The sequence below is a fragment of the Microbulbifer sp. HZ11 genome (assembly GCF_000708675.1).
Lineage (GTDB): Bacteria > Pseudomonadota > Gammaproteobacteria > Pseudomonadales > Cellvibrionaceae > Microbulbifer.
This window is the reverse complement of the sequence record NZ_JELR01000001.1, coordinates 1,389,635-1,408,380: the sequence shown is the minus strand read 5'-3', so window position 1 is coordinate 1,408,380 and position 18,746 is coordinate 1,389,635. Positions and strand designations below refer to the sequence as shown.

General features: G+C 55.1%; 18 protein-coding genes. 11 read left to right on the top strand and 7 right to left on the bottom strand.

Features of this window, described 5'->3' with window-relative positions; genetic code table 11:
• Positions 1–8: 8 nt before the first annotated feature.
• The 3 genes from AU11_RS06005 to purM all read right to left on the bottom strand — a co-directional run bounded on the left by AU11_RS06005 (position 9) and on the right by purM (position 2,592).
• Positions 9–770 carry a DUF3108 domain-containing protein gene (locus tag AU11_RS06005; RefSeq protein ID WP_231491603.1) on the bottom strand — a complete coding sequence of 254 codons (762 nt, stop codon included), beginning with the start codon at positions 768–770 and terminating at the stop codon, positions 9–11.
• Between the two features lie 73 nt (positions 771–843).
• A complete protein-coding gene (purN, locus tag AU11_RS06000; protein ID WP_197023774.1) occupies positions 844–1,527 on the bottom strand; it encodes a phosphoribosylglycinamide formyltransferase in 684 nt (227 codons plus the stop codon).
• Positions 1,528–1,533: 6 nt separating this feature from the next.
• Positions 1,534–2,592 carry a phosphoribosylformylglycinamidine cyclo-ligase gene (gene purM / locus AU11_RS05995; RefSeq protein ID WP_043317175.1) on the bottom strand — a complete coding sequence of 353 codons (1,059 nt, stop codon included), beginning with the start codon at positions 2,590–2,592 and terminating at the stop codon, positions 1,534–1,536.
• Between the two features lie 244 nt (positions 2,593–2,836).
• Between purM and AU11_RS05990 the strand changes: the two genes are divergently transcribed.
• The 3 genes from AU11_RS05990 to sodC all read left to right on the top strand — a co-directional run bounded on the left by AU11_RS05990 (position 2,837) and on the right by sodC (position 5,302).
• Entirely contained in the window at positions 2,837–3,943 is a 1,107-nt protein-coding gene (locus AU11_RS05990) for a DUF2066 domain-containing protein (protein WP_231491601.1), read from the top strand.
• A 3-nt stretch (positions 3,944–3,946) separates the two neighbouring features.
• Entirely contained in the window at positions 3,947–4,681 is a 735-nt protein-coding gene (gene hda, locus AU11_RS05985; protein ID WP_043317174.1) for a DnaA regulatory inactivator Hda, read from the top strand.
• Positions 4,682–4,774: 93 nt separating this feature from the next.
• Positions 4,775–5,302, top strand: a complete 528-nt coding sequence (gene sodC / locus AU11_RS05980) for a superoxide dismutase [Cu-Zn] SodC (protein ID WP_304412651.1) — start codon at positions 4,775–4,777, stop codon at positions 5,300–5,302.
• Here the strand turns inward: sodC and AU11_RS05975 are convergent.
• From AU11_RS05975 to AU11_RS05960, 4 genes are all read right to left on the bottom strand, one after another.
• A complete protein-coding gene (locus tag AU11_RS05975) occupies positions 5,258–6,625 on the bottom strand; it encodes a catalase family protein (protein WP_231491598.1) in 1,368 nt (455 codons plus the stop codon). The genes sodC and AU11_RS05975 overlap by 45 nt on opposite strands.
• Positions 6,622–8,655: a di-heme-cytochrome C peroxidase gene (locus AU11_RS05970; RefSeq protein WP_043317172.1), complete on the bottom strand. Its 2,034-nt coding sequence runs from the start codon at positions 8,653–8,655 to the stop codon at positions 6,622–6,624. The genes AU11_RS05975 and AU11_RS05970 overlap by 4 nt, the downstream gene beginning before the upstream one ends.
• Positions 8,656–8,827: 172 nt before the next feature.
• Positions 8,828–10,714, bottom strand: a complete 1,887-nt coding sequence (locus AU11_RS05965; RefSeq protein WP_043317170.1) for a DUF885 family protein — start codon at positions 10,712–10,714, stop codon at positions 8,828–8,830.
• Between the two features lie 188 nt (positions 10,715–10,902).
• Entirely contained in the window at positions 10,903–11,484 is a 582-nt protein-coding gene (locus AU11_RS05960; protein WP_043317168.1) for a superoxide dismutase, read from the bottom strand.
• 331 nt (positions 11,485–11,815) lie between these two features.
• Here AU11_RS05960 and AU11_RS05955 point away from each other — a divergent pair, with 331 nt between their 5' ends.
• The 8 genes from AU11_RS05955 (at position 11,816) to AU11_RS05920 (ending at position 18,633) form a co-directional block, all read left to right on the top strand.
• Complete coding sequence (locus tag AU11_RS05955) at positions 11,816–12,568, top strand: hypothetical protein (protein WP_043317166.1); 753 nt, start codon at positions 11,816–11,818, stop codon at positions 12,566–12,568.
• Between the two features lie 222 nt (positions 12,569–12,790).
• The gene (locus AU11_RS05950; protein WP_043317164.1) at positions 12,791–14,299 is read left to right on the top strand and encodes a fumarate hydratase; all 1,509 of its coding nucleotides are present in this window, start codon (positions 12,791–12,793) and stop codon (positions 14,297–14,299) included.
• A 392-nt stretch (positions 14,300–14,691) separates the two neighbouring features.
• A complete protein-coding gene (locus AU11_RS05945; RefSeq protein ID WP_156035163.1) occupies positions 14,692–15,033 on the top strand; it encodes a DUF6508 domain-containing protein in 342 nt (113 codons plus the stop codon).
• A gap of 575 nt (positions 15,034–15,608) precedes the next feature.
• Positions 15,609–15,932: a hypothetical protein gene (locus AU11_RS05940; protein WP_043317160.1), complete on the top strand. Its 324-nt coding sequence runs from the start codon at positions 15,609–15,611 to the stop codon at positions 15,930–15,932.
• A 619-nt stretch (positions 15,933–16,551) separates the two neighbouring features.
• Positions 16,552–16,875 (top strand): hypothetical protein, encoded by a 324-nt coding sequence (locus AU11_RS05935; protein ID WP_043317158.1) that lies wholly within the window; start codon positions 16,552–16,554, stop codon positions 16,873–16,875.
• 133 nt (positions 16,876–17,008) lie between these two features.
• A complete protein-coding gene (locus AU11_RS05930) occupies positions 17,009–17,266 on the top strand; it encodes a hypothetical protein (protein ID WP_043317157.1) in 258 nt (85 codons plus the stop codon).
• A gap of 557 nt (positions 17,267–17,823) precedes the next feature.
• Entirely contained in the window at positions 17,824–18,156 is a 333-nt protein-coding gene (locus AU11_RS05925; protein ID WP_043317156.1) for an excalibur calcium-binding domain-containing protein, read from the top strand.
• A 132-nt stretch (positions 18,157–18,288) separates the two neighbouring features.
• Complete coding sequence (locus tag AU11_RS05920; RefSeq protein WP_043317155.1) at positions 18,289–18,633, top strand: hypothetical protein; 345 nt, start codon at positions 18,289–18,291, stop codon at positions 18,631–18,633.
• Positions 18,634–18,746 lie beyond the last annotated feature (113 nt).

The following is an 18,746-nucleotide window of genomic DNA, read 5'->3' as shown; positions in this document are numbered from 1 at the left end:
ATTTCTAATTATTTTTGTGCGCTGATTTCTTTTCCATCGATGGATAATTTTGTCAGGGTGATCTGGTAGCTTTTGCCATTTTCTTCACGCTGCATCAGTTTTACCAGTGCGTAATTCCACTCCGGCGCAAACCAGATATTGGTGACGCGATCTGCATCTTTGCCGCGCACTCGCTGAACTTTAATAGTTCTGACTTTGCCCATGGGTGTGTTGATGGTCTCTTCTCCCGCCACCTCAAATTCATAGTCACGAATTTTTTTGCCATCGGCAACCTGGTATTGCAGCGGCGTTTTGCCATTGGCGATATCAATTGCCAGCTGCAGCTGGTAGCTGATCTTGTCTTGGATATTTGCTGGCGCGTTGTCAATGCTACGGGATTTATCGTAGATATTCAGAATGCGCTTGCCACCGTCCTCAAAGCTGAGAGCGGTGTGACGATCGCGGCCCAAACCGGATTTCTGGTAGTCATAGTGTTGGGGGGTAAGCCTGGTGCCCTGTTGCGCGAAGCGGGAATATTCCTCGATCTTTGCAAACATCGAGTGCGCGGAAAAATCCAGACGCCAACTCTGCGGGCTGCCGGTCAACTTGCGCTCGGCTTTGACGCCAAACCCGCTGAACTCTGCCTCGTAAATCGCCGTGAAAGGAACGAGAACTGCGGGATCGTCAGTAACAGCGGGCGTTTGCTCGGTTTCGGCACTACTCGGGAGGCTGCTGAGGAAGGCAGCAAAGAGAAAAGATATTGAAGCGGCAGCAGCAGTGAAACGATTCAAAAGACAACCTCCGGCCTTGTTTTTGACTTCCATACATTGTGGGTCAGTGTCAGGCCGGAAGTGTAGTCCGGCTCTACAACCGTTTTCCGCTGCGTGGCAACAGCTCTCCATCCAGTTCGGCACGGTCGCCCACCATGCGCAGACGTCCTTGGGCAAACCAGCTTGCCACCAGCGGATAAATTTTATGTTCCTGCACCAGCACTCGCTGTGCAAGGGATTCGGCGGTATCGCCGGTTTCAATGGGCACCGCCGCCTGCAGAATAGGCGGGCCGCCATCGAGTTCTTCGGTGACAAAGTGCACGGTGGCGCCATGTTCCTTGTCGCCCGCATCCAGCGCGCGCTGGTGGGTGTGCAGACCCTGGTACTTGGGCAACAAAGATGGATGAATGTTCAACAGGCGCCCGCTGAAGTGGCGGACAAAGTGGGGTGTCAGGATGCGCATGAAACCGGCGAGGATCACCAGATCCGGCCCGTAGCCATCAATCAGCTTCACCATTGCCTGATCAAAGCTGTCGCGGTCGCTGAAATCCCGATGACTCAGGACTTCGGTAGGTACGCCCGCATTCTGTGCTCGGGTGAGTCCGTAGGCGTCGGCTTTGTTGCTGATTACCGCTTCCACGGAATAGTCGCCGTCACCGCCGGCCGCGGCATCCAGAAAGGTCTGCAGGTTGCTGCCGCTGCCGGAGATGAGAACAACGACGCGGCATTTCTGCGATGGGGTTGAGTTGTCGGTAGGCGACATGGTGCTGCTGGGCATCGGGAATTACAGGCCCGCCAGCTCGACGGCTTCGCCACCGTTCGCGGCTTCGATAGTGCCGACGATGAAGGCGTCCTCGCCCAGTTCTTTGAGCTTGGTAACGGCTTTGTCGGCATCTGCCGCTGGCACACAGATCACCATACCCACTCCGCAGTTGAAGGTGCGGTACATCTCACGGCCTTCAATGTTGCCCGCCTCCTGCAGCCAGCGGAATACCGGTGGCAGATCCCAGCTCTTGGTGTCGATCACCGCGCGGGCGTTGTCTGGCAGCACCCGCGGCAGGTTCTCCAGCAGGCCGCCACCGGTAATGTGGCTCAGTGCGTTGACCTGTACGTCCTTCATCAGCGCCAGCAGGCTCTTCACGTAGATGCGAGTGGGCGCCATCAGGGACTCGGCCAGGGTTTTGCCTTCCAGGTCTTTGTTCAGGTCGGCTCCGCTGATCTCCAGTACCTTGCGGATTAACGAGTAACCATTGGAGTGGGGGCCGGAAGCGCCGAGGCCGATCAGTTTGTCGCCGGTCTGGACCTTGCTACCGTCGATGATCTCGGATTTTTCAACCACACCCACACAGAAACCCGCGAGGTCGTAGTCTTCGCCTTCGTACATGCCGGGCATTTCCGCAGTCTCGCCGCCCACCAGTGCTGCGCCGGCCAATTCGCAACCTTTGCCGATACCGGTGACCACGTCTGCGGCGATATCCACGTTCAGTTTGCCGGTGGCGTAGTAATCGAGGAAGAACAGAGGCTCGGCGCCGGCAACCACCAGGTCATTTACGCACATGGCCACCAGGTCGATTCCGATGGTGTCGTGGATGCCCAGGTCCATGGCCAGGCGCAGCTTGGTGCCCACGCCGTCGGTGCCGCTGACCAGAACCGGTTCTTTATAGCCGCTGGGGATTTGGCAGAGTGCGCCGAACCCACCCAGGCCGCCCATGACTTCCGGGCGCGTGGTGCGCTTGGCCACATGCTTGATACGCTCAACCAGGGCGTTGCCCGCGTCGATGTCGACACCGGCGTCTTTGTAGCTGAGGGAGGGGCTGGAGGAGTTCGGCTTGGAGTCGCTCATGGTTCAACCTGATAAGGGCCTAATTGGAAGGGCGCGTATTCTAGTAGAAAATTACCTGAATGTGCGAACTGAAGGCTGGGAGAAACAGCCGACACTGATACAATAGCCGGTAATTGACTGCCGGGGGCCCGTCTCCGGCGCAGGAAGGCACCGTGTAACCCACTGGAACCGGCCGATATCAGGCCGAAGCTGGTCTCTGCGGACGTCTGATACATATAAAGAGGTAAAAGGGGACTGAGAGCCAATGCCATTGACCATAACCCCCCGTGCACTGCTCTGGTTTGTGCTGTTACTGGCAGCGATGTCGGCAACGCTAGTGGTCCCACCCGCCAGCGCGCGGGTCATGCCGGACCTGTACGATGTGAGTGAAGCCGTTGCCAGCCGCGGCGCCACTGACCGCGCCGACGCCACCGCACGTGGTCTGGAGCGCGTATTTGTTCGGGTTACCGGTGACCAGGACATCGCCAACAACCCCAAGGTTGCACCGGTTCTGGCGCAAGCCCAGAAATTTGTGCAGAGCTATCGCTACGACAGTGATAACAATCAGTTGTACCTGCAACTGGCCTTCGACCCGCAAGCGGTGAACGATCTTGTTCACAAGCTGCAGCTGCCCCTGTGGCCCAATAATCGCCCGGGTACGCTAGTGTGGATGGCGGTGGATACCCTGCAGTCCGGCCGCGATAGTCTTCGCCAGGAAGACTACCCGGAGTTGTTCGGATTGCTGGATGGTCTCGCCATGGAGCGCGGCCTGCCGCTCGACTTTCCGGTCATGGATCTGAATGACCAGCGCAATATGCCCCTGGGCAGCCTGTGGGCGCAGGATGAGAGTGCGGCGGAGCGCGCCGGTGTTCGCTACCGCCCGGATGCAACCCTGATGGGACGTCTGTTGCAGACCTCCGGTCAGCGCTGGCAGGCAAACTGGCTACTGATTCACGGTGGTCGCAGCTACGCCTTCGATGCCAGTGGTACCACGATGGAAGAGGTGGCGTTGCGCGGTGTCAATGAGGCCGCCAACCTGCTGGCAGAGCGCTACGCAGTGCACAGCTCCGATACCGGAGTAGCCAGCGCAGTTATGGTGGAGATTTCCGGTATCCGCAGTTTCGCTCAGTACTCCCAGGCAACCAAATATCTGCAGGGGCTGGCTCAGGTCAGCACCGCCGAGGTACTGGCGGTAAACGGCGATCGCCTGATGCTGGCGCTGACCTCCAGCACCGAGTTGCAGACGCTGCAAAATGTGCTGTCCCTGAACCGCAACCTGCAATTGGCCCGCGACGACGGGCTGGTCGATCTGACCGGCTATCGCGCGCCGCTTGGTAGTGCCCAGAACCCTCTGCGCTACAGCTGGCAGTAAATCGTGTCTGGAAGTAGCCAATCCGGTGGCGTCCCGCAGCAATTACCCCTGGGTGTTTCCCTCAGGGACGATGCGACGTTCGCCAACTTTTTCCAGTCTCCCGATGACGGCAACCGGCAGGTTGTGGGCATGCTGAATGCCTTCGCCTGCGGGCAGAGTCCCGAGCAGGTGGTTTATCTGTGGGGTGAACCGGGCAGTGGGGTGACTCATCTGTTGCAGTCTGCCTGTCAGGTTGCGGAGGCGAGTGGCCGCAGTTTTCAGTACCTTCCCCTGGGGGACCTGATCGACAACGACCCGGAAGCCATTGTGGAAGGGTTGGAGTGCCTGGATCTGGTGTGCATCGACGACCTACAGCAGATTGAGGGGCGCGCCGACTGGCAGACCGCCCTGTTCCACCTCTACAACCGGCTGCGGGACAGTGGTAAACAGTTGCTGCTGGGGGCCCGCCTGTCCCCGCGCGGTTTGCCGCTGGCGCTGGCGGATCTGAAGTCCCGGCTGCAGTGGGGACTGACTTTCCAGTTGCACCCGTTGAGTGACAGCGACAAGGTGGCGGCTCTGGTGCGCCGCAGCAAGCTACGTGGGTTTGACCTGCCGGAAGATGTCGCGCTGTATATTCTGCATCGGGCGCCGCGCAATACCCGTGCGCTGTTCACCCTGTTGGAGCAGCTGGACCGCGCATCTCTACAGGCTCAGCGCAAAATTACCATTCCTTTCGTCAAGCAGGTTCTCAATATCTGAGCGACTGACAGCCTGGCATTTCCTTCTACACTGATACAGATAGTGTAAATTCTGGCGCCACCAAATCTATTGGTGGTCTGAAGGAGGTGCCTCTTGTCCCGAATCTTCAAAAAGATCGCCCTTTCTGTGATGTGCTGTGGTCTGGCATTGCCCGCAGCGGCGGATACGGTGGTGACTGTGCTGAAACTGGATAAAGCCGGTGTCGGCACCATGCTCGGTACCGTCACCGTCACGGAAACCGCCTACGGTCTGGTGTTTACGCCCAAGCTGGATGGGCTGCCAAAGGGATTACACGGCTTTCATTTACATGAGAACGGGAGTTGTGAACCCGCCGAGAAAGAGGGTGAGATGGTACCGGGACTGGCAGCGGGCAGTCATTACGATCCGCAGAACACCGGCAAGCACGGCATGCCCTGGGGAGATGGCCATCTGGGTGACCTGCCAGCGCTGTATGTCGATAGCGATGGCAAGGCGATGACACCGGTGCTGGCCCCGCGGTTGAAAAAGTCCGACCTTAAGGGGCGCGCATTGATGGTACACGCGGGCGGTGACAATTACTCTGATCAGCCAAAGCCGCTAGGTGGCGGTGGCGCGCGCATCGCCTGTGGTGTCATCCAGTGATCGGGTATCCATACCGTAGCCGCCGCACTGGCTGTTGACTTCACTCCCATTTTTTGGACGGAAGTGCTGGTCGAAACATCGCGGTAGCGGCCAGCGCGGTTTGCGGATGTTGAGCCCCTGTGAGCCCGGGCATGGTGCTCCGGGCTTCGGGATACACCAGTTTTCCGGCTCTTGATAGTGGGTGTCGTTTTTCCGGTGTCGAAAGTCCGATACCGCGTGGTACACCAGTCGCCTTGCCCGGTTCAGGCTGCCGAGAGGTTCCCATTCTCCCACCCCTCGCCAGGGGTTCATGGATATGTTTTCACAAAATGCGTCCTGCCCCTCACTGGCAAAATCCTGTGGTGGAATATACACACGGGCGACGGGGATGAATGGCGACATTGATTCTTTCCAGATTGCCGTGCCGTCATCCAGTGGCATTTCCGATTCCGCGGCACCGCTAGCTCGCGGTTGTAGCAAAAAGTCGAAGCAGGCACTTTTACTGTCGAGGACTTGGGCCATCTGCTCGGTGAGGTAGTTGTCGCCGCGCTGTGTGTTGGCGCGAGCATCAGTGAAGTCACTGCCGGCGCAGGGGCGCGTGGAGAATTTGATGGCTGATTTTCCGAGGCGGTAGGGCAACATGGAAAAGTATTGCTCGGCTAGTGGGGTATCAATGGTGGAAGATACTGTCTGGTAGGCCCGCCACATTTCTTTCGGGTGCAGACGGGGAGGCCACAGGCTGAAAAACCAGGCGCTCCGGTCCATTTTGGCGAGGTGCTGCATATTCTCCGCGTAATCGAATATGTTGCGATTAAAAAATGCCGGGGTGTTGGTCATGATGAAATCCTGGTTCGCGGATTCACCTTGAGGCAGCTCCGGTGCGATCGGGGCCCCGCCGGTATCCATCACCTTGATTGCCATGCCGCGGGCGTCTCCGTGACCGTCGGGCTGCACCTGCATATCGCCATTGGAAAAGCGGATCCAGGCCCGATAGCTGCGCCCCGGTTCGGAAAAAATCGAATGTTGGAAGCGGCTTGGAATGTCGCCATTGATTTCAAATTCCGCCCGCACACAACCGGTGGCTTTGGCATGGGCGTCGCGGCGGTAGTGATTGCCATACCTTGGGCTGTTCAGCTTGTGAGCGGCGGTGGAGATGGCCCGCGCGGACTGAATGGCCGAGACAATGGCCTCCAGCTCATCGTCGGGGATGTCCATTCCCAGTGTATCCACGTCGAGAGATTCCAGACCGGTGGGGGACGGGGCGAGTGCCTGTGGTTGCTCATGGGCGGTCAATGTAAGCGGGCCGAGGGCGACCCCCGCCGCCAGTAGAAAGCGTGAGATCACCGTCTCGTCTCCCGGTTCCCGTGTTGGCTTGCCAATTGTGGGGCGCCGCTGTGGCGGTACGGAGCACAGGCCTGTTCGCCAATGGCACTGGCCGGCGGCTCCGGGTATTGCGCCCAGTTTTGCGGATCTCCGCTGAGGCGCTCGGCATAGTCCGGGTTGCCCATAACCTTCAGGTATTCAATGAGTGCCAGGCGTTCGCTTTCTTTAAAGCGTCGGCCGATACGCCCGGGCTCGTCGGCATCCGTAAACAGGTGGCCGCTGTTGCTGTTGCCGGTTTCGCGGGTGTCGAATGCAAAGTTCCCCGGGCGCAAATCGGTTACATAACCCAGCTTTTGCGGGTTGTATTCCCGGTGGCCAATACCAAACCGCACCGGACGCGCTTCCCTGGGGGACAGCAGGTCGTAGATGGTGGGAACGGATCCATTGTGCAGGAAGGGCGGCGTGGCCCAGACCCCGTGTAGCGGGCGTGCTTTATAGGCCGCCTTGTTGACGATGCGGAAGGGCACATTCAATCCGTCGTAGTCGGCGATTGCGTTGCCGTCGCTGGAAATCTCACGGTTTTTATACAGAACCGGAACCAGTTTATTGATCAGTAGTTGCAAACCGTCGCCCGCATTGACGCGGCGTTGGGCAGAATTCTCTGGTGCTGTCGGGTCGCGTGCAACCAGCGGACCCGGGTCAAAGGTATGTTCTACAAAATTGGTTGCTGCGGTCGGGTCGGTACCGATCACGCTGATGTCGATCCACGGAATGGCCCAGATGGATTCCCGCCAGTCTTGGCGTACCGGGCGGTTGTCAGCGTCATAGCCAACCTGGCCGGACATGTCCCACTGCCAGTTGACATCGCGCTGGCGGGCCGGGTTGTCGGTGGGGCCTGCGGCCAGCGGCCATTGATAGGGCTCGGAGATATGGGGTCCGTGGCAATGGGCGCATTGATCGGCGAACAGGTTTTTGCCTTGTCGGGCGCGGGTGATATTGATTTCTCCCAGCACCTCTTCCGGCCACTTGGGGGGGCGCAGTTTACGCAGGGTGGTTTCAATACACTGCATACCCTCCACATCAATAGTGGACGTACCAAACTCTCCCTCCGGCAGAAGCGCACCGTTTTCATCGATCAGTTTGACCGGTGCCATAACTCCCAGGGCCTCGCCTACATTGCGGGCCATGGCCTGGTTGGTGAAGCCGGTGTACTGCACCCAGTCGAAGCGCCAGATATCCCACAGGAAGGGGTAACTGACCGGGGCATTGGCTTCTTGATAGTTGTCTTCGATTCCCAGGTTGTAGCCGAAGACCACGTTGCCAATTCGGCCTACCGCATCGGTGCGACCGCGACCTTCTGCAACCGGAAAATTGCTACTCCGCCCCGGCCCTTTGGCGAATTCAAAAAAACGTTTGCGAAAGGCGGAAAAGTCTCGCCTCAACTGCGCGCGCGCTTGTTGGTCGTCACCGGCGATCTCATCGGCAAAGCGGTTCCATTTAAGCAGGTTGACCTGCATCTCCGCTGTGGTGGCACCGAGGGAGTGGATAAACTCACCAAAGCCGCTGGTGGACATACCGTGAATTGCCTGACCGCCGTCGATGCGCAGCGCGGTGCCCCGGTAGTGCAGTTCGCCGGTGTGGCACAAGGCGCAGCCCAGGTCCAATCGCCGTGAGCCGTCTTCGGGATTCTGGTGGCTGCCCATGCCCACCGGGTAGATTGCTCCGGCATTGGATTTTGGGCTGTGAACCGGATCGATGATGAAACCCCAGCCGCGCATATTATCTGCGCTGGCCAGTTTTTCCCTGGAGAAAGGAAGCTCCAGTGCCTGTAACCAGGCATAGTGAAGCCCCTGAAGTTCAGTGCCCTGAGGGGTATTGTAAAAAAGCTGACGGTCCTCGTCTGTCCAGCCCTGGTCCAGGTAGCGGATCTCGGTAATTTCCTCCCGGGTGATGTTGGGCTCGAACAGCTTATGAGCGAGCGTACAGCCGGTCAGTACCAGGCCGCCGCCAGCGAGTAACCACAGGGGGAGTTTGAGTAGCCGAAAATCCATTTTAATGTTCCAGTTTGATACCGTTTTTGTTGTTGTCGCCAGCTTGCCCTGCCTGCGGACGCGGCACTATTGTAAATTGCATCCGCTGAAAGAAAAGGCGGAAAAAAGAAAAGCCGGGCGCTGGAGTCCCGGCTTTTCTCGAATTGTAAGACTGATTGTCTAGGGCTGGGTGTCAGTTTCCTTTTTTCTCTTCAACCCAATTGTTCACCAGCTCTTCCAGCACATCCAGCGGCACGGCACCATTTGCCAGCACCACATCGTGGAATTCCCGAATATCGAATGCGTCTCCCAGTGACTGTTTGGCGTTTTCACGCAGCTCGACAATCTTCATCATGCCAATCTTGTAGGCGGTGGCCTGCCCGGGCATCACGATATAGCGTTCGATAGCCTTTACCACGTCGCCGTGGGGGTTGGGGCTGTTTTCAGCCAGCCACTTGATGGTTTCTTCGCGGGTCCATTTCTTGCTGTGCAGGCCGGTGTCAACAACCAAACGGCAGGCGCGCCACAGCTCCATGGCGAGGCGACCGAAGTCGGAGTAGGGGTCCTGGTAGAAACCGATTTCTTTCGGTACCAGCTCGGAATAAAGCCCCCAGCCTTCGGTGTAGGCGGTGTAGCCCCCGAATTTGCGGAAACTGGGAACATTTTCCAGCTCCTGCATGATCGATAGCTGCATATGGTGGCCGGGAATCCCTTCGTGGTAGGCCAATGCCTCCATCTGGTACACCGGCATGCTGCTCATTTTGTACAGATTGGCGTAATAGATGCCCGGGCGTGAGCCATCCGGTGCCGGGCGCTGATAGAAGGCTTTGCCCGCGGATTTCTCGCGGAAAGGCTCTACCGCTTTTACCACCAGGTCGGCTTTGGGCTTTGTAATAAACAGCTCGTCCAGGCGCCCCCTCATGGTATCGATCAATGCTGTGGCTTCCTTCAGGTAGCGCTGCTTGCCTTCTTCCGTTTCCGGGTAGTAGAACTGTTCGTCGGTACGCATGAATTCGAAGAATTCCTGCAGGTTGCCGTCAAACTTCACTTTTTGCATGATTTCGCGCATTTCGTTGTGAATGCGCTCCACTTCCTCGAGACCCTTCTGGTGGATTTCCTCGGCACTCATATCGGTGGTGGTGTATACGTTCAGGCGATGCTGATAGAAGGCGTCGCCGTCTGGCAGCTTCCAGACGCCGTCGTCGGTGGTGGCTTTTTTCTCCAGCTCACCCAGATAGCTGATCAGGTTTTCATAGGCCGGCTTGACGCTTTCCAGCATGGCGGACTTTGCCTGCTCGATCAGCGCGGACTTTTCCTCCTCGCTGATTTCCAGCTTGTCTACTTTGCCTTTAAAGTCGGCGTATAGGGTGCTGTCTTTACCGTCGTCGTAGGGGGCGCCGGTAATCAGGTTTTTTCCGTCGCTGATAATGTAGGGGAATACAAACTTGGGAACGATTACGCCCTTATCAGCCCGCTCCTTCAGGTTTTCAATCAGTTGGTCGAAATAGGCGGGCAAGCCGTTCAGACGGGAGATGTACGCTTCTGCATCGGATGCATCGTCCACCCGGTGCTGGTTGATCAGCAGCGAAGCGACGCTGGTGTGCGCGGCATACATCTGGTTGACCGGGTAGGTGTGCAGGCGCCACTTCCAGCTCTCGATGTCCTGCTCCAGGTTGCGGATGGCCAGCTCCAGAGACAGTCGGGTGGCGTCGTCGAGCTGGTCTGGATCAATTTTTTTCAGTGTTTCCAATTGCCGCTTATTGATTTCATGGGTTTCTTTTTCAAAGCGGGGAGAGATATCGTCCCATTTGCCGTAATCCTCTTTAATGCCCAAGAACGTTTTGAATTCAGGGCTGCGATTCACGTGCGTTTGGAACTGCTCTTCAAACAGCGCGTTGGTTTTCGCGATGACTTCCGGGTTGCCTGCTGACCCGGTGACGCTGGGTTGGTCCGTTGTCGGCGCTGCTTCGGTGGTTGCGGTCGGGGTGGAATCCGCCTGTTCTGTTGTTGGTTTCTGGTCACAACCTGATATGGCAAGCGCGCTTATGGCGGCCGCCAGCAGAGTCAACTTGAGCTTCATGGTGTTATCTCAGCGTCAGTGAATGAATTTAGGGAAGTGGTGTTGTAACCAGAAGCTGCGGTGGTTGCAAATCTAATGGCCGGGTGGTCATTTTTTCGGCGAAAGTGGTGGTGAGGTTATTGTGAATGACGGGCACAAAAAAGCGGGCCATGGGCCCGCTTTTGGTCTAACTGGAATTAACTCAGTGATCAGGCAAAGTTCTGATTCACGAAGTCCCAGTTGACCAGTGCCCAGAAGGCTTCCATGTACTTCGGACGCGCGTTGCGGTAGTCGATGTAGTAGGCGTGTTCCCATACGTCACAGGTCAGCAGCGGGGTGACGCTGTCGTCGGTCAGCGGGGTCTCGGCGTTGGAGGTGTTGACGATGGCGACCGAGCCGTCGGATTTCTTCACCAGCCAGGTCCAGCCGGAACCAAAGTTGTTCACAGCGCTTGTGGTGAATTCTTCTTTGAACTTGTCGAAAGAACCAAAGGCTGCGTTGATCGCTTCGGCTACCGCGCCGGTAGCGGCGCCACCGCCATTCGGGCTCAGGCAGTTCCAGTAAAAGGTGTGGTTCCAGATCTGCGCTGCGTTATTGAAAACGCCGCCGGAGGAAGATTTGATCACTTCTTCCAGGGACTTGTCGGCTTCCGGAGTGCCTTCCAGCAGGCCGTTCAGCTTGTCGACGTAGGTTTTGTGGTGCTTGCCGTAGTGGAATTCCAGAGTCTCTTTGGAGATGTGCGGCTGCAGCGCGTCCATAGCATAGGGGAGTTCGGGGAGAACATGTGCCATGTGATATTCCTTCCTTTGTCTGGGACCTGTACCGACCCAAGTACAGTAGCAGGTCAGTTGTTGGTGGCACGCATTCTACACGCGCTTGATGTCATTATTAAGCCATCGGACAGGCCGAAAACGGCTCAAATGTCGCTAAAGACACGGTAACTGTAATTAAGTGCTGCGAATGATTCTCAATGGCGAACCATGTCCGGTCCCTGGTGTCCTATTCTGATAACTGAACCCGCTTACTTTTTCGTCAATTTTTGGTATAACTGCCGCAGTTTTCATCTCCAAAATCGGTTTCCCACGCCGGCCTCAAAGGCCGAGCCAACGCAGGATCAACAGCATGCAACGCAGAGAGCCCACATTCGATGGCAGCAGTTCATCTTCTATGGACCCTCAAATCCCCAACGGGCCGATCGGCGGTCGCCGTGGGCCTGCCCAGCCTGTCGCGCCAGAGCCTGTGACTGAGGCGGGCAGTGGGGGTGGTTCTTCATTTCTGGCGATCGTGGCGCTGATGCTGGCACTGGCCGGTCTGGGCGGGGCCGGCTTTCTGTATACCCAGTGGCAGGAAACTGTGGCTCAGTTGAAAGATGCAGACGCGCGAATCGTGCAACTTGAGAAGCGGTTTGAAATGTCTGGGGAGGAGTCTGCTGCGTCTGTGGAAGTTCTCAACGCGAAAGTGAAGGAGAATGCCTCCGAAATCCGCAAGCTGTGGGGCGTGTCATACGACACCAATCGCAAGAGCATTGCCGCGAACAAGGCGACCGCCGACGCTGCCAAGAAAGAAGTGGCCGCTCTTTCCAGCAGGGTCAAGGGCTTTGAGAGCAGTCTGAAAAAAGTCGCTGCACTTGAGAGCGAGATCAGCAAGTTGAAAGAGTCTACGGTAACCGCGTCGCGCGAAACTAAAGATAAGGTGGCGAGCATCGAGCGGCAGCTGAATTCCGTGCGTGCCGATCTGACCGCACGCGTGGGTGCCAACGAAGAAGCTGTGCAGTCTATCGACAGCTACCGTCGTACCGTGAACAAGGATCTGGTCCAGCTGCGTGATGCTATTCGCAGCCTGCAATCCAGCTCTACCACAGCCTCGGCGCCCTGATATCCGTGCCCTGAACGGGGCGTCAATCAGGCGTCAGGCAGGGTTCAAATATTAGGATTCAAAAGGATTAACGGCGGTGGAGTCCGCCGTTAATCATTCTCATTTTCATCGGCGTCATTCAGGCAGGTAGTTTCTGCCTCCCTTCATATCGTCTCGCCCAACACCCCAAGCCATTTCGTGTAAAATCGCCGCCTTCGAGACGAGAGACAACCGGAGCCGGCAATGACGATTATCCGCCAGGACGACCTGATCGACAGCGTGGCCGACGCGCTGCAGTTCATTTCTTACTACCACCCACAGGACTTTATCCAGGCCCTCAACAAGGCCTACGAAAAGGAAGCCAACCCGGCGGCGAAAGACGCCATGGCGCAGATCCTGATCAACTCCCGCATGTGTGCACAGGGCCACCGCCCCATCTGTCAGGACACCGGTATCGTGACCGTGAAACTGAAAGTGGGCATGAACGTGCAGTGGGACGCGGAAATGAGCGTGACCGACATGGTCAACGAAGGTGTCCGCCGCGCCTACAACAATCCGGATAACGTACTGCGTGCGTCTATCCTGGCAGACCCGGATGGCGCACGTAAGAATACTGGCGACAATACCCCCGCGGTCATCCATTACGAAATCGTCCCCGGCGACACCGTTGATGTGTATGTGGCAGCGAAAGGTGGCGGCTCCGAAGCGAAGAGCAAATTTGCCATGCTGAACCCCTCCGACTCCGTCGTGGATTGGGTTCTGGAAATGGTGCCCAAAATGGGTGCCGGCTGGTGCCCGCCGGGCATGCTGGGTATTGGTGTAGGCGGCACAGCCGAGAAAGCGATGCTGCTGGCCAAGGAGTCCCTTCTCGATCCGATCGACATCCAAGACCTGCAGGAGCGTGGCGCTTCCAATCGTGCTGAAGAGCTGCGCCTGGAGCTGTTCGACAAGGTGAACAAGTTAGGCATTGGCGCCCAGGGCCTGGGAGGCCTTACCACTGTGTTGGATGTGAAGGTCAAGGACTTTCCTACCCACGCGGCGAACAAAGCGGTAGCCATCATCCCCAACTGTGCCGCTACCCGTCACACCCACTTTACCCTGGATGGTTCCGGCGCAACGCGCCAGACTCCTCCAAAGTTGGAAGACTGGCCGGAAATCACCCGTGAAGCCGGCGGAAATACCCGTCGTGTCAATCTGGATGAAGTGACCGCAGAAGACGTACTCAGCTGGCAGCCCGGTGACACATTGTTGCTGAACGGTAAGATGCTTACAGGCCGCGACGCTGCGCATAAAAAAATGGTCGACATCCTGGCCAAAGGCGAAAAGCTGCCGGTAGACCTGACCGGCCGTTTTATCTACTACGTGGGCCCAGTGGATCCCGTTCGTGAAGAGGTTGTTGGCCCCGCCGGTCCTACTACTGCTACCCGTATGGACAAGTTTACCCGTACCATGCTGGAAGAAACTGGCCTGCTGGGGATGATCGGAAAAGCCGAACGCGGCCCAACCGCAATTGAAGCTATTCGAGATAACAAAGCTGTCTATCTGATGGCTGTCGGCGGTGCTGCATACCTGGTGGCCCAGGCTATCAAGGACGCAAAGGTTATCGCTTTCCCGGAGCTGGGGATGGAAGCCATCTACGAATTTGAAGTGGAAGATATGCCGGTCACAGTGGCGGTGGACAGTAATGGTGAGTCAGTGCACAACACCGGCCCGGTAATCTGGAAGCACAAAATAGAAGAGGGTGCGGTATAACCGCAGCGCCACGCTTCACCTGAGCGCGACAAGCCGGCCCCAGCACCTGAGGCCGGCTTTTTTTGTGGATCTGGTTAAATAATATCCGCATTATGGTGTCAGAAAGAAATATTTGACCGAGATCAGCAGCCTATGGCGTGTGTGCAGGGAATGGGATAGGCTAACTCGTTGATATCTATATATTTAATCGAACCTAAAAAGTGCCATTTAGAAAATAAGAACAAAAGCCATTGGCTGCATTCTCTGGGCGGAAATTTGCAGAATGGTTTGCAAAATATTGATTTTACAGTGATTTATTGCCACCGTTGAATTCGGTGCCTAAAAATAATTGGGTTGGGAAAACACGCCTTTGGCGTATGAATAAAACTGTTATGCAAAGGAATGTTGAGATAGTGAAAATCGAGGATATATGGAAATTGGTGTTGAGCTATCAAGCAGCAGTTTCAGCGGTTCATGAGATCTCTCGTAGTGATGGATACCCTAATTATCCGGAAGAAATCTCAAGTTTCATGAAATTGTTGCAGTCTCCTCCTTGGGTTGCATATGAATATCAGCCAAACGAGATTAGCGGGATTCTAGCCTCAATTGAAAACGCGACCACAGAAGAAATTAAGTGGGCCTTAACTGCTGCGGCCAGGTCTGAAAGATTTTGTGATGGATCTTGGGAGCAAATTCTAAAAAATAGGAGGCTGGATCCAGTCCTTGAAAGGCTTCAGGAGCTGCATCATGCATAACAAACAGCGGCAGAGCGACAGCCAACGCTACGCACCTTTTGTGTTACTCGCTGGCGCTCAAACATTAACACAAAATGCGCTCCGCGCTGGCTGCGCCTGCGCTGGGCGTTAATGTTCAGGTTCATCGTGCCGCCGCCTGAAAATTGCAACGTGCTTGATGAGCGATTTGGCGGCCTCTGGCGCTGTAGAAACGTTATCGCTAGCAGGGATTGATGGTTGTTTTAAATGCGCTGCAGTGGCCTCCATTCTTTATATTTTGGGCAGGCGGCGGAAGAAGTAGAGCGGTGGTTTCCTGTTTGGCCTTTGAGCCGCTCTAGGGAAAACGTGGTAGGGTACAACCAATTGTGCCGCTCGTAGCATGCTAGTAATGAGCGAGCCCAGGTTTGGTGGTCTTAAAGTTGGTAAGTCGCTTATAGTCCCCCAACATTAACAATCACGGGCAGTGATGCTCCGGCCCTTCGGGCCTCCGCGGGACGGCTTACCTTATGCACGTTTTGCGCGGTCGCTTCGCTCCCATTTTTGCGCAAATCGCGCATAAGGTAAGCCGCCCCTGCCGTGGGCGTTATGTGTAAGCAATGACAAACGAAGAATTTATAAATGAGTTCAAAATTCTTAAGCATCAGTTGGTAGAAAGCTACTTCTCCTCAGATACTGATATATCAAGAATCAAAGGACTCAAAGGTGCCGGGCTCAGTGAAGAACAAATTGCATTAGTCCGGAATTTGTCCGGAGAGATCCTGACTGACGCGCTATATACAATTTTATTGGGGCTAGATGGCTGTGCATCTATTGGAGAAAAGCAAGCGGAATTCAAGATTGAAGATGAGGATGGCAATATTCTAGGTGGTGGCGATCTAGAGAGCTTGGCCTGGGAGGCCTTCCATGGCTCAAACACATAACAAACAGCGGCAGAGCGACAGCCAACGCTACGCACCTTTTGTGTTACTCGCTGGCGCTCAAACATTAACACAAAATGCGCTCCACACTGGCTGCGCCTGCGCTGGGCGTTAATGTTTTTTAGAGCTGTGGAAGGGGTTTTAGATTCAAAGTTCCTAGGCTTTGGAAAAGTGGTGGCGGATGCTTCTGTGGTAATAGTCCGTTACGTGAAAACGTGGAACCACCATTCGACTTCTGCTGCCGGGCTTCGTCATGCTTTTCAATAGCCCCATTTGTGCCGTGCCGCTGGTAGGTTCATCGTCGGCTTCGCCCACGATCGGTAATCTGAAATTCTGTGCCAAGTAGGGCGGCACCGCACGTTAGTTTTAAAGGTGTCCGCAAATGTTATTATTGTTCGTTCTATACGGTGGCCGGCTCAGGCCCAGGTAAAATATAGCGGGTCAAAATTTGGCCCAACATTAACAAGCGCAAGCAAGAGTGCTCCGGCCCTTCGGGCCTGCGCGGGACGCCCCACGCTGTGCACCTTTTGCGCGGTCGCTGCGCTCCCATTATTGCGCAAAAGGCGCACAACATTGGGCGCCCATGTTGCGGGCGTTATGAATCTCGGTATCGAGTAAAGCAATGAATATAGATATAGACAGTTTGTCGGAAGATGAGTTGATCGCTCTCAATCAAAGAATCGTTGAGCGCCTGAAATTTCTTGAATCTATGCACACTCATAAAGAGATGATGCAGTTCAATCCAGGAGAGAAGGTTAGCTTTGAGCCTCCAGGTCGCGGCCGCCAAATCGGTACGTTAGTAAAGTACAATAAAAAGACGGTCACAGTCATTACGGAAGGCGGCCAAAAATGGAACGTGTCTCCTCATTTACTGAGTAAAGTTAAAGAGATAAAGGGTGGAGCATCGGGCTCAGGTAAAGTAATTGACCTCCCGAGCAAGAAATAATTCATAACAATCAGCGGCAGAGCGACAGCCAACGCTACGCACCTTTTGTGTTACTCGCTGCGCTCAAACATTAACACAAAAGTGCTCCGCGCTGGCTGCGCCTGCGCTGGGCGTTAATGTCTGAGGAGTAGCAATGGAAAGTCTTGCGAAAGCCGTAATACAGGCATTGATGTTTTTTGAGCTGGTTGAGGATAACGTTCTGGATCCGGATACAGCATTAAAAAACGCAGAAAACTTGATCGCAGAACTTGAAGATTGTACTAATAACGAGAAGTCTGAGTTGCTCCGAGTCTGTAAGGATATGGCGCTAAAGGAAAGGCAAGAATTGAATAGAAAAGACGTAGTCCAGTTTCTAGAGCAGTTCAACGAATCCTACTTCCCCAATTACTAGCTAGCGAGATAAAACATTAACAAGCCGGGCAGAATACTCCGGGCCTTCGGCCCTCCGTGGGACAGCTTACCTTGTACACGTTTTCCGCGGGTCGCTTCGCTCCCATTATCGCGCAAAACGCGCACAAGGTAAGCTGCCCCTGCCGGCGGCGTTATGGTGCCGGGCTGTAAAAATGGTGGTCTGTGCCAGCGTGTAATTTAGAGCTCTATTTTGGCACGCAGCATTTGGCTATCTGCCATGATAAAATTAAGCAGTTTCGTTCCTAGAGCTTTCGTTTAATCTCATGGGAAACACGGCAACTCCGCTGCAGTAAGATGGTGTGCCAATAAGAAAACAATTGGTTGGGGGAAGTTGGAATTTCTTTCCTCGTTTTTAAGGAGCTTCGGCGCATTCGGTGCGCGTAGGTAGTTCGGAGCGCGTCAGCCATAACCAGGCGCTGCAGCCGACATCTTACTTTGTGCACTTTGTTGCGCGGTCGCTCCGCTCCTATTTTGCGCAACAAAGCGCCCAAAGTAAGCTGCGGCTGAGCGCGGCGTTAGAGTTTCGAGTAGTAAATAATGAAAAAAATAGTAATTTTGGCTCTGCTGGCATTCACCGGATGGAAAATTTATCAAGACAAGTTCGCCGTTAACGGCGATCGGTGGGGCGATTACGAAACAGAAGCAGTCGGGCGTTCTGTGGATGGTATGGAGATAATTAAGCTATCCCCACCAAAAGAGCAAATTCGCAGTAGCCAAGCTTCCTATCAAAATTTCAAATGCGATGGACGGCAGCATTGTAGTCAAATGACATCCAGGGAGGAGGCGGTTTTCTTTATAAATAACTGCCCAAATACAAAAATGGACGGAGACCATGATGGTGTTCCTTGCGAGAACGATTCCAGGTTCTAGGTCCGCCAACTCTAACAAGGTGCTGCAGCTGACGTCTTACTTTATGCACCTTTTGCGCGGTCGCTGCGCTCCTATGTTCGCGCAAAATGCGCATAAAGTAAGCCGCCGCTGAGCACGGCGTTATGTGTCAGTATGAATTTAAGTCCTCTAGAACAAAAAATATTCGATCTGTTGATTCAAGAAGATCCTGAAAAAGAAATCCTTAAAAGTCAGATTTCTCAAGTAGAGATTCTAGAGCGTAGTTATAGCGGCGTAGGAGTATTCACGAAATTTAAGGTGAGTGAGTCCGCAGAAAAATTACGTACAGAGAGACTAAAGCTCGAAGATTTTCCAGGGGCTTACCTTACCCATCCTGCTTTAGAGGCGGGCGCAGGTGTCATACTATGGTTAAATTCTGGCTACCTGGATACCTTAGAGTGTTATACATATGGTGGTGAGTGGCCAGCTAATGAGCAGTTATTCACAGTCCACACATAACAAACAGCGGCAGAGCGACAGCCAACGCTACGCACCTTTTGTGTTACTCGCTGCCGCTCAAACATTAACACAAAATGCGCTCCGCGCTGGCTGCGCCTGCGCTGGGCGTTATA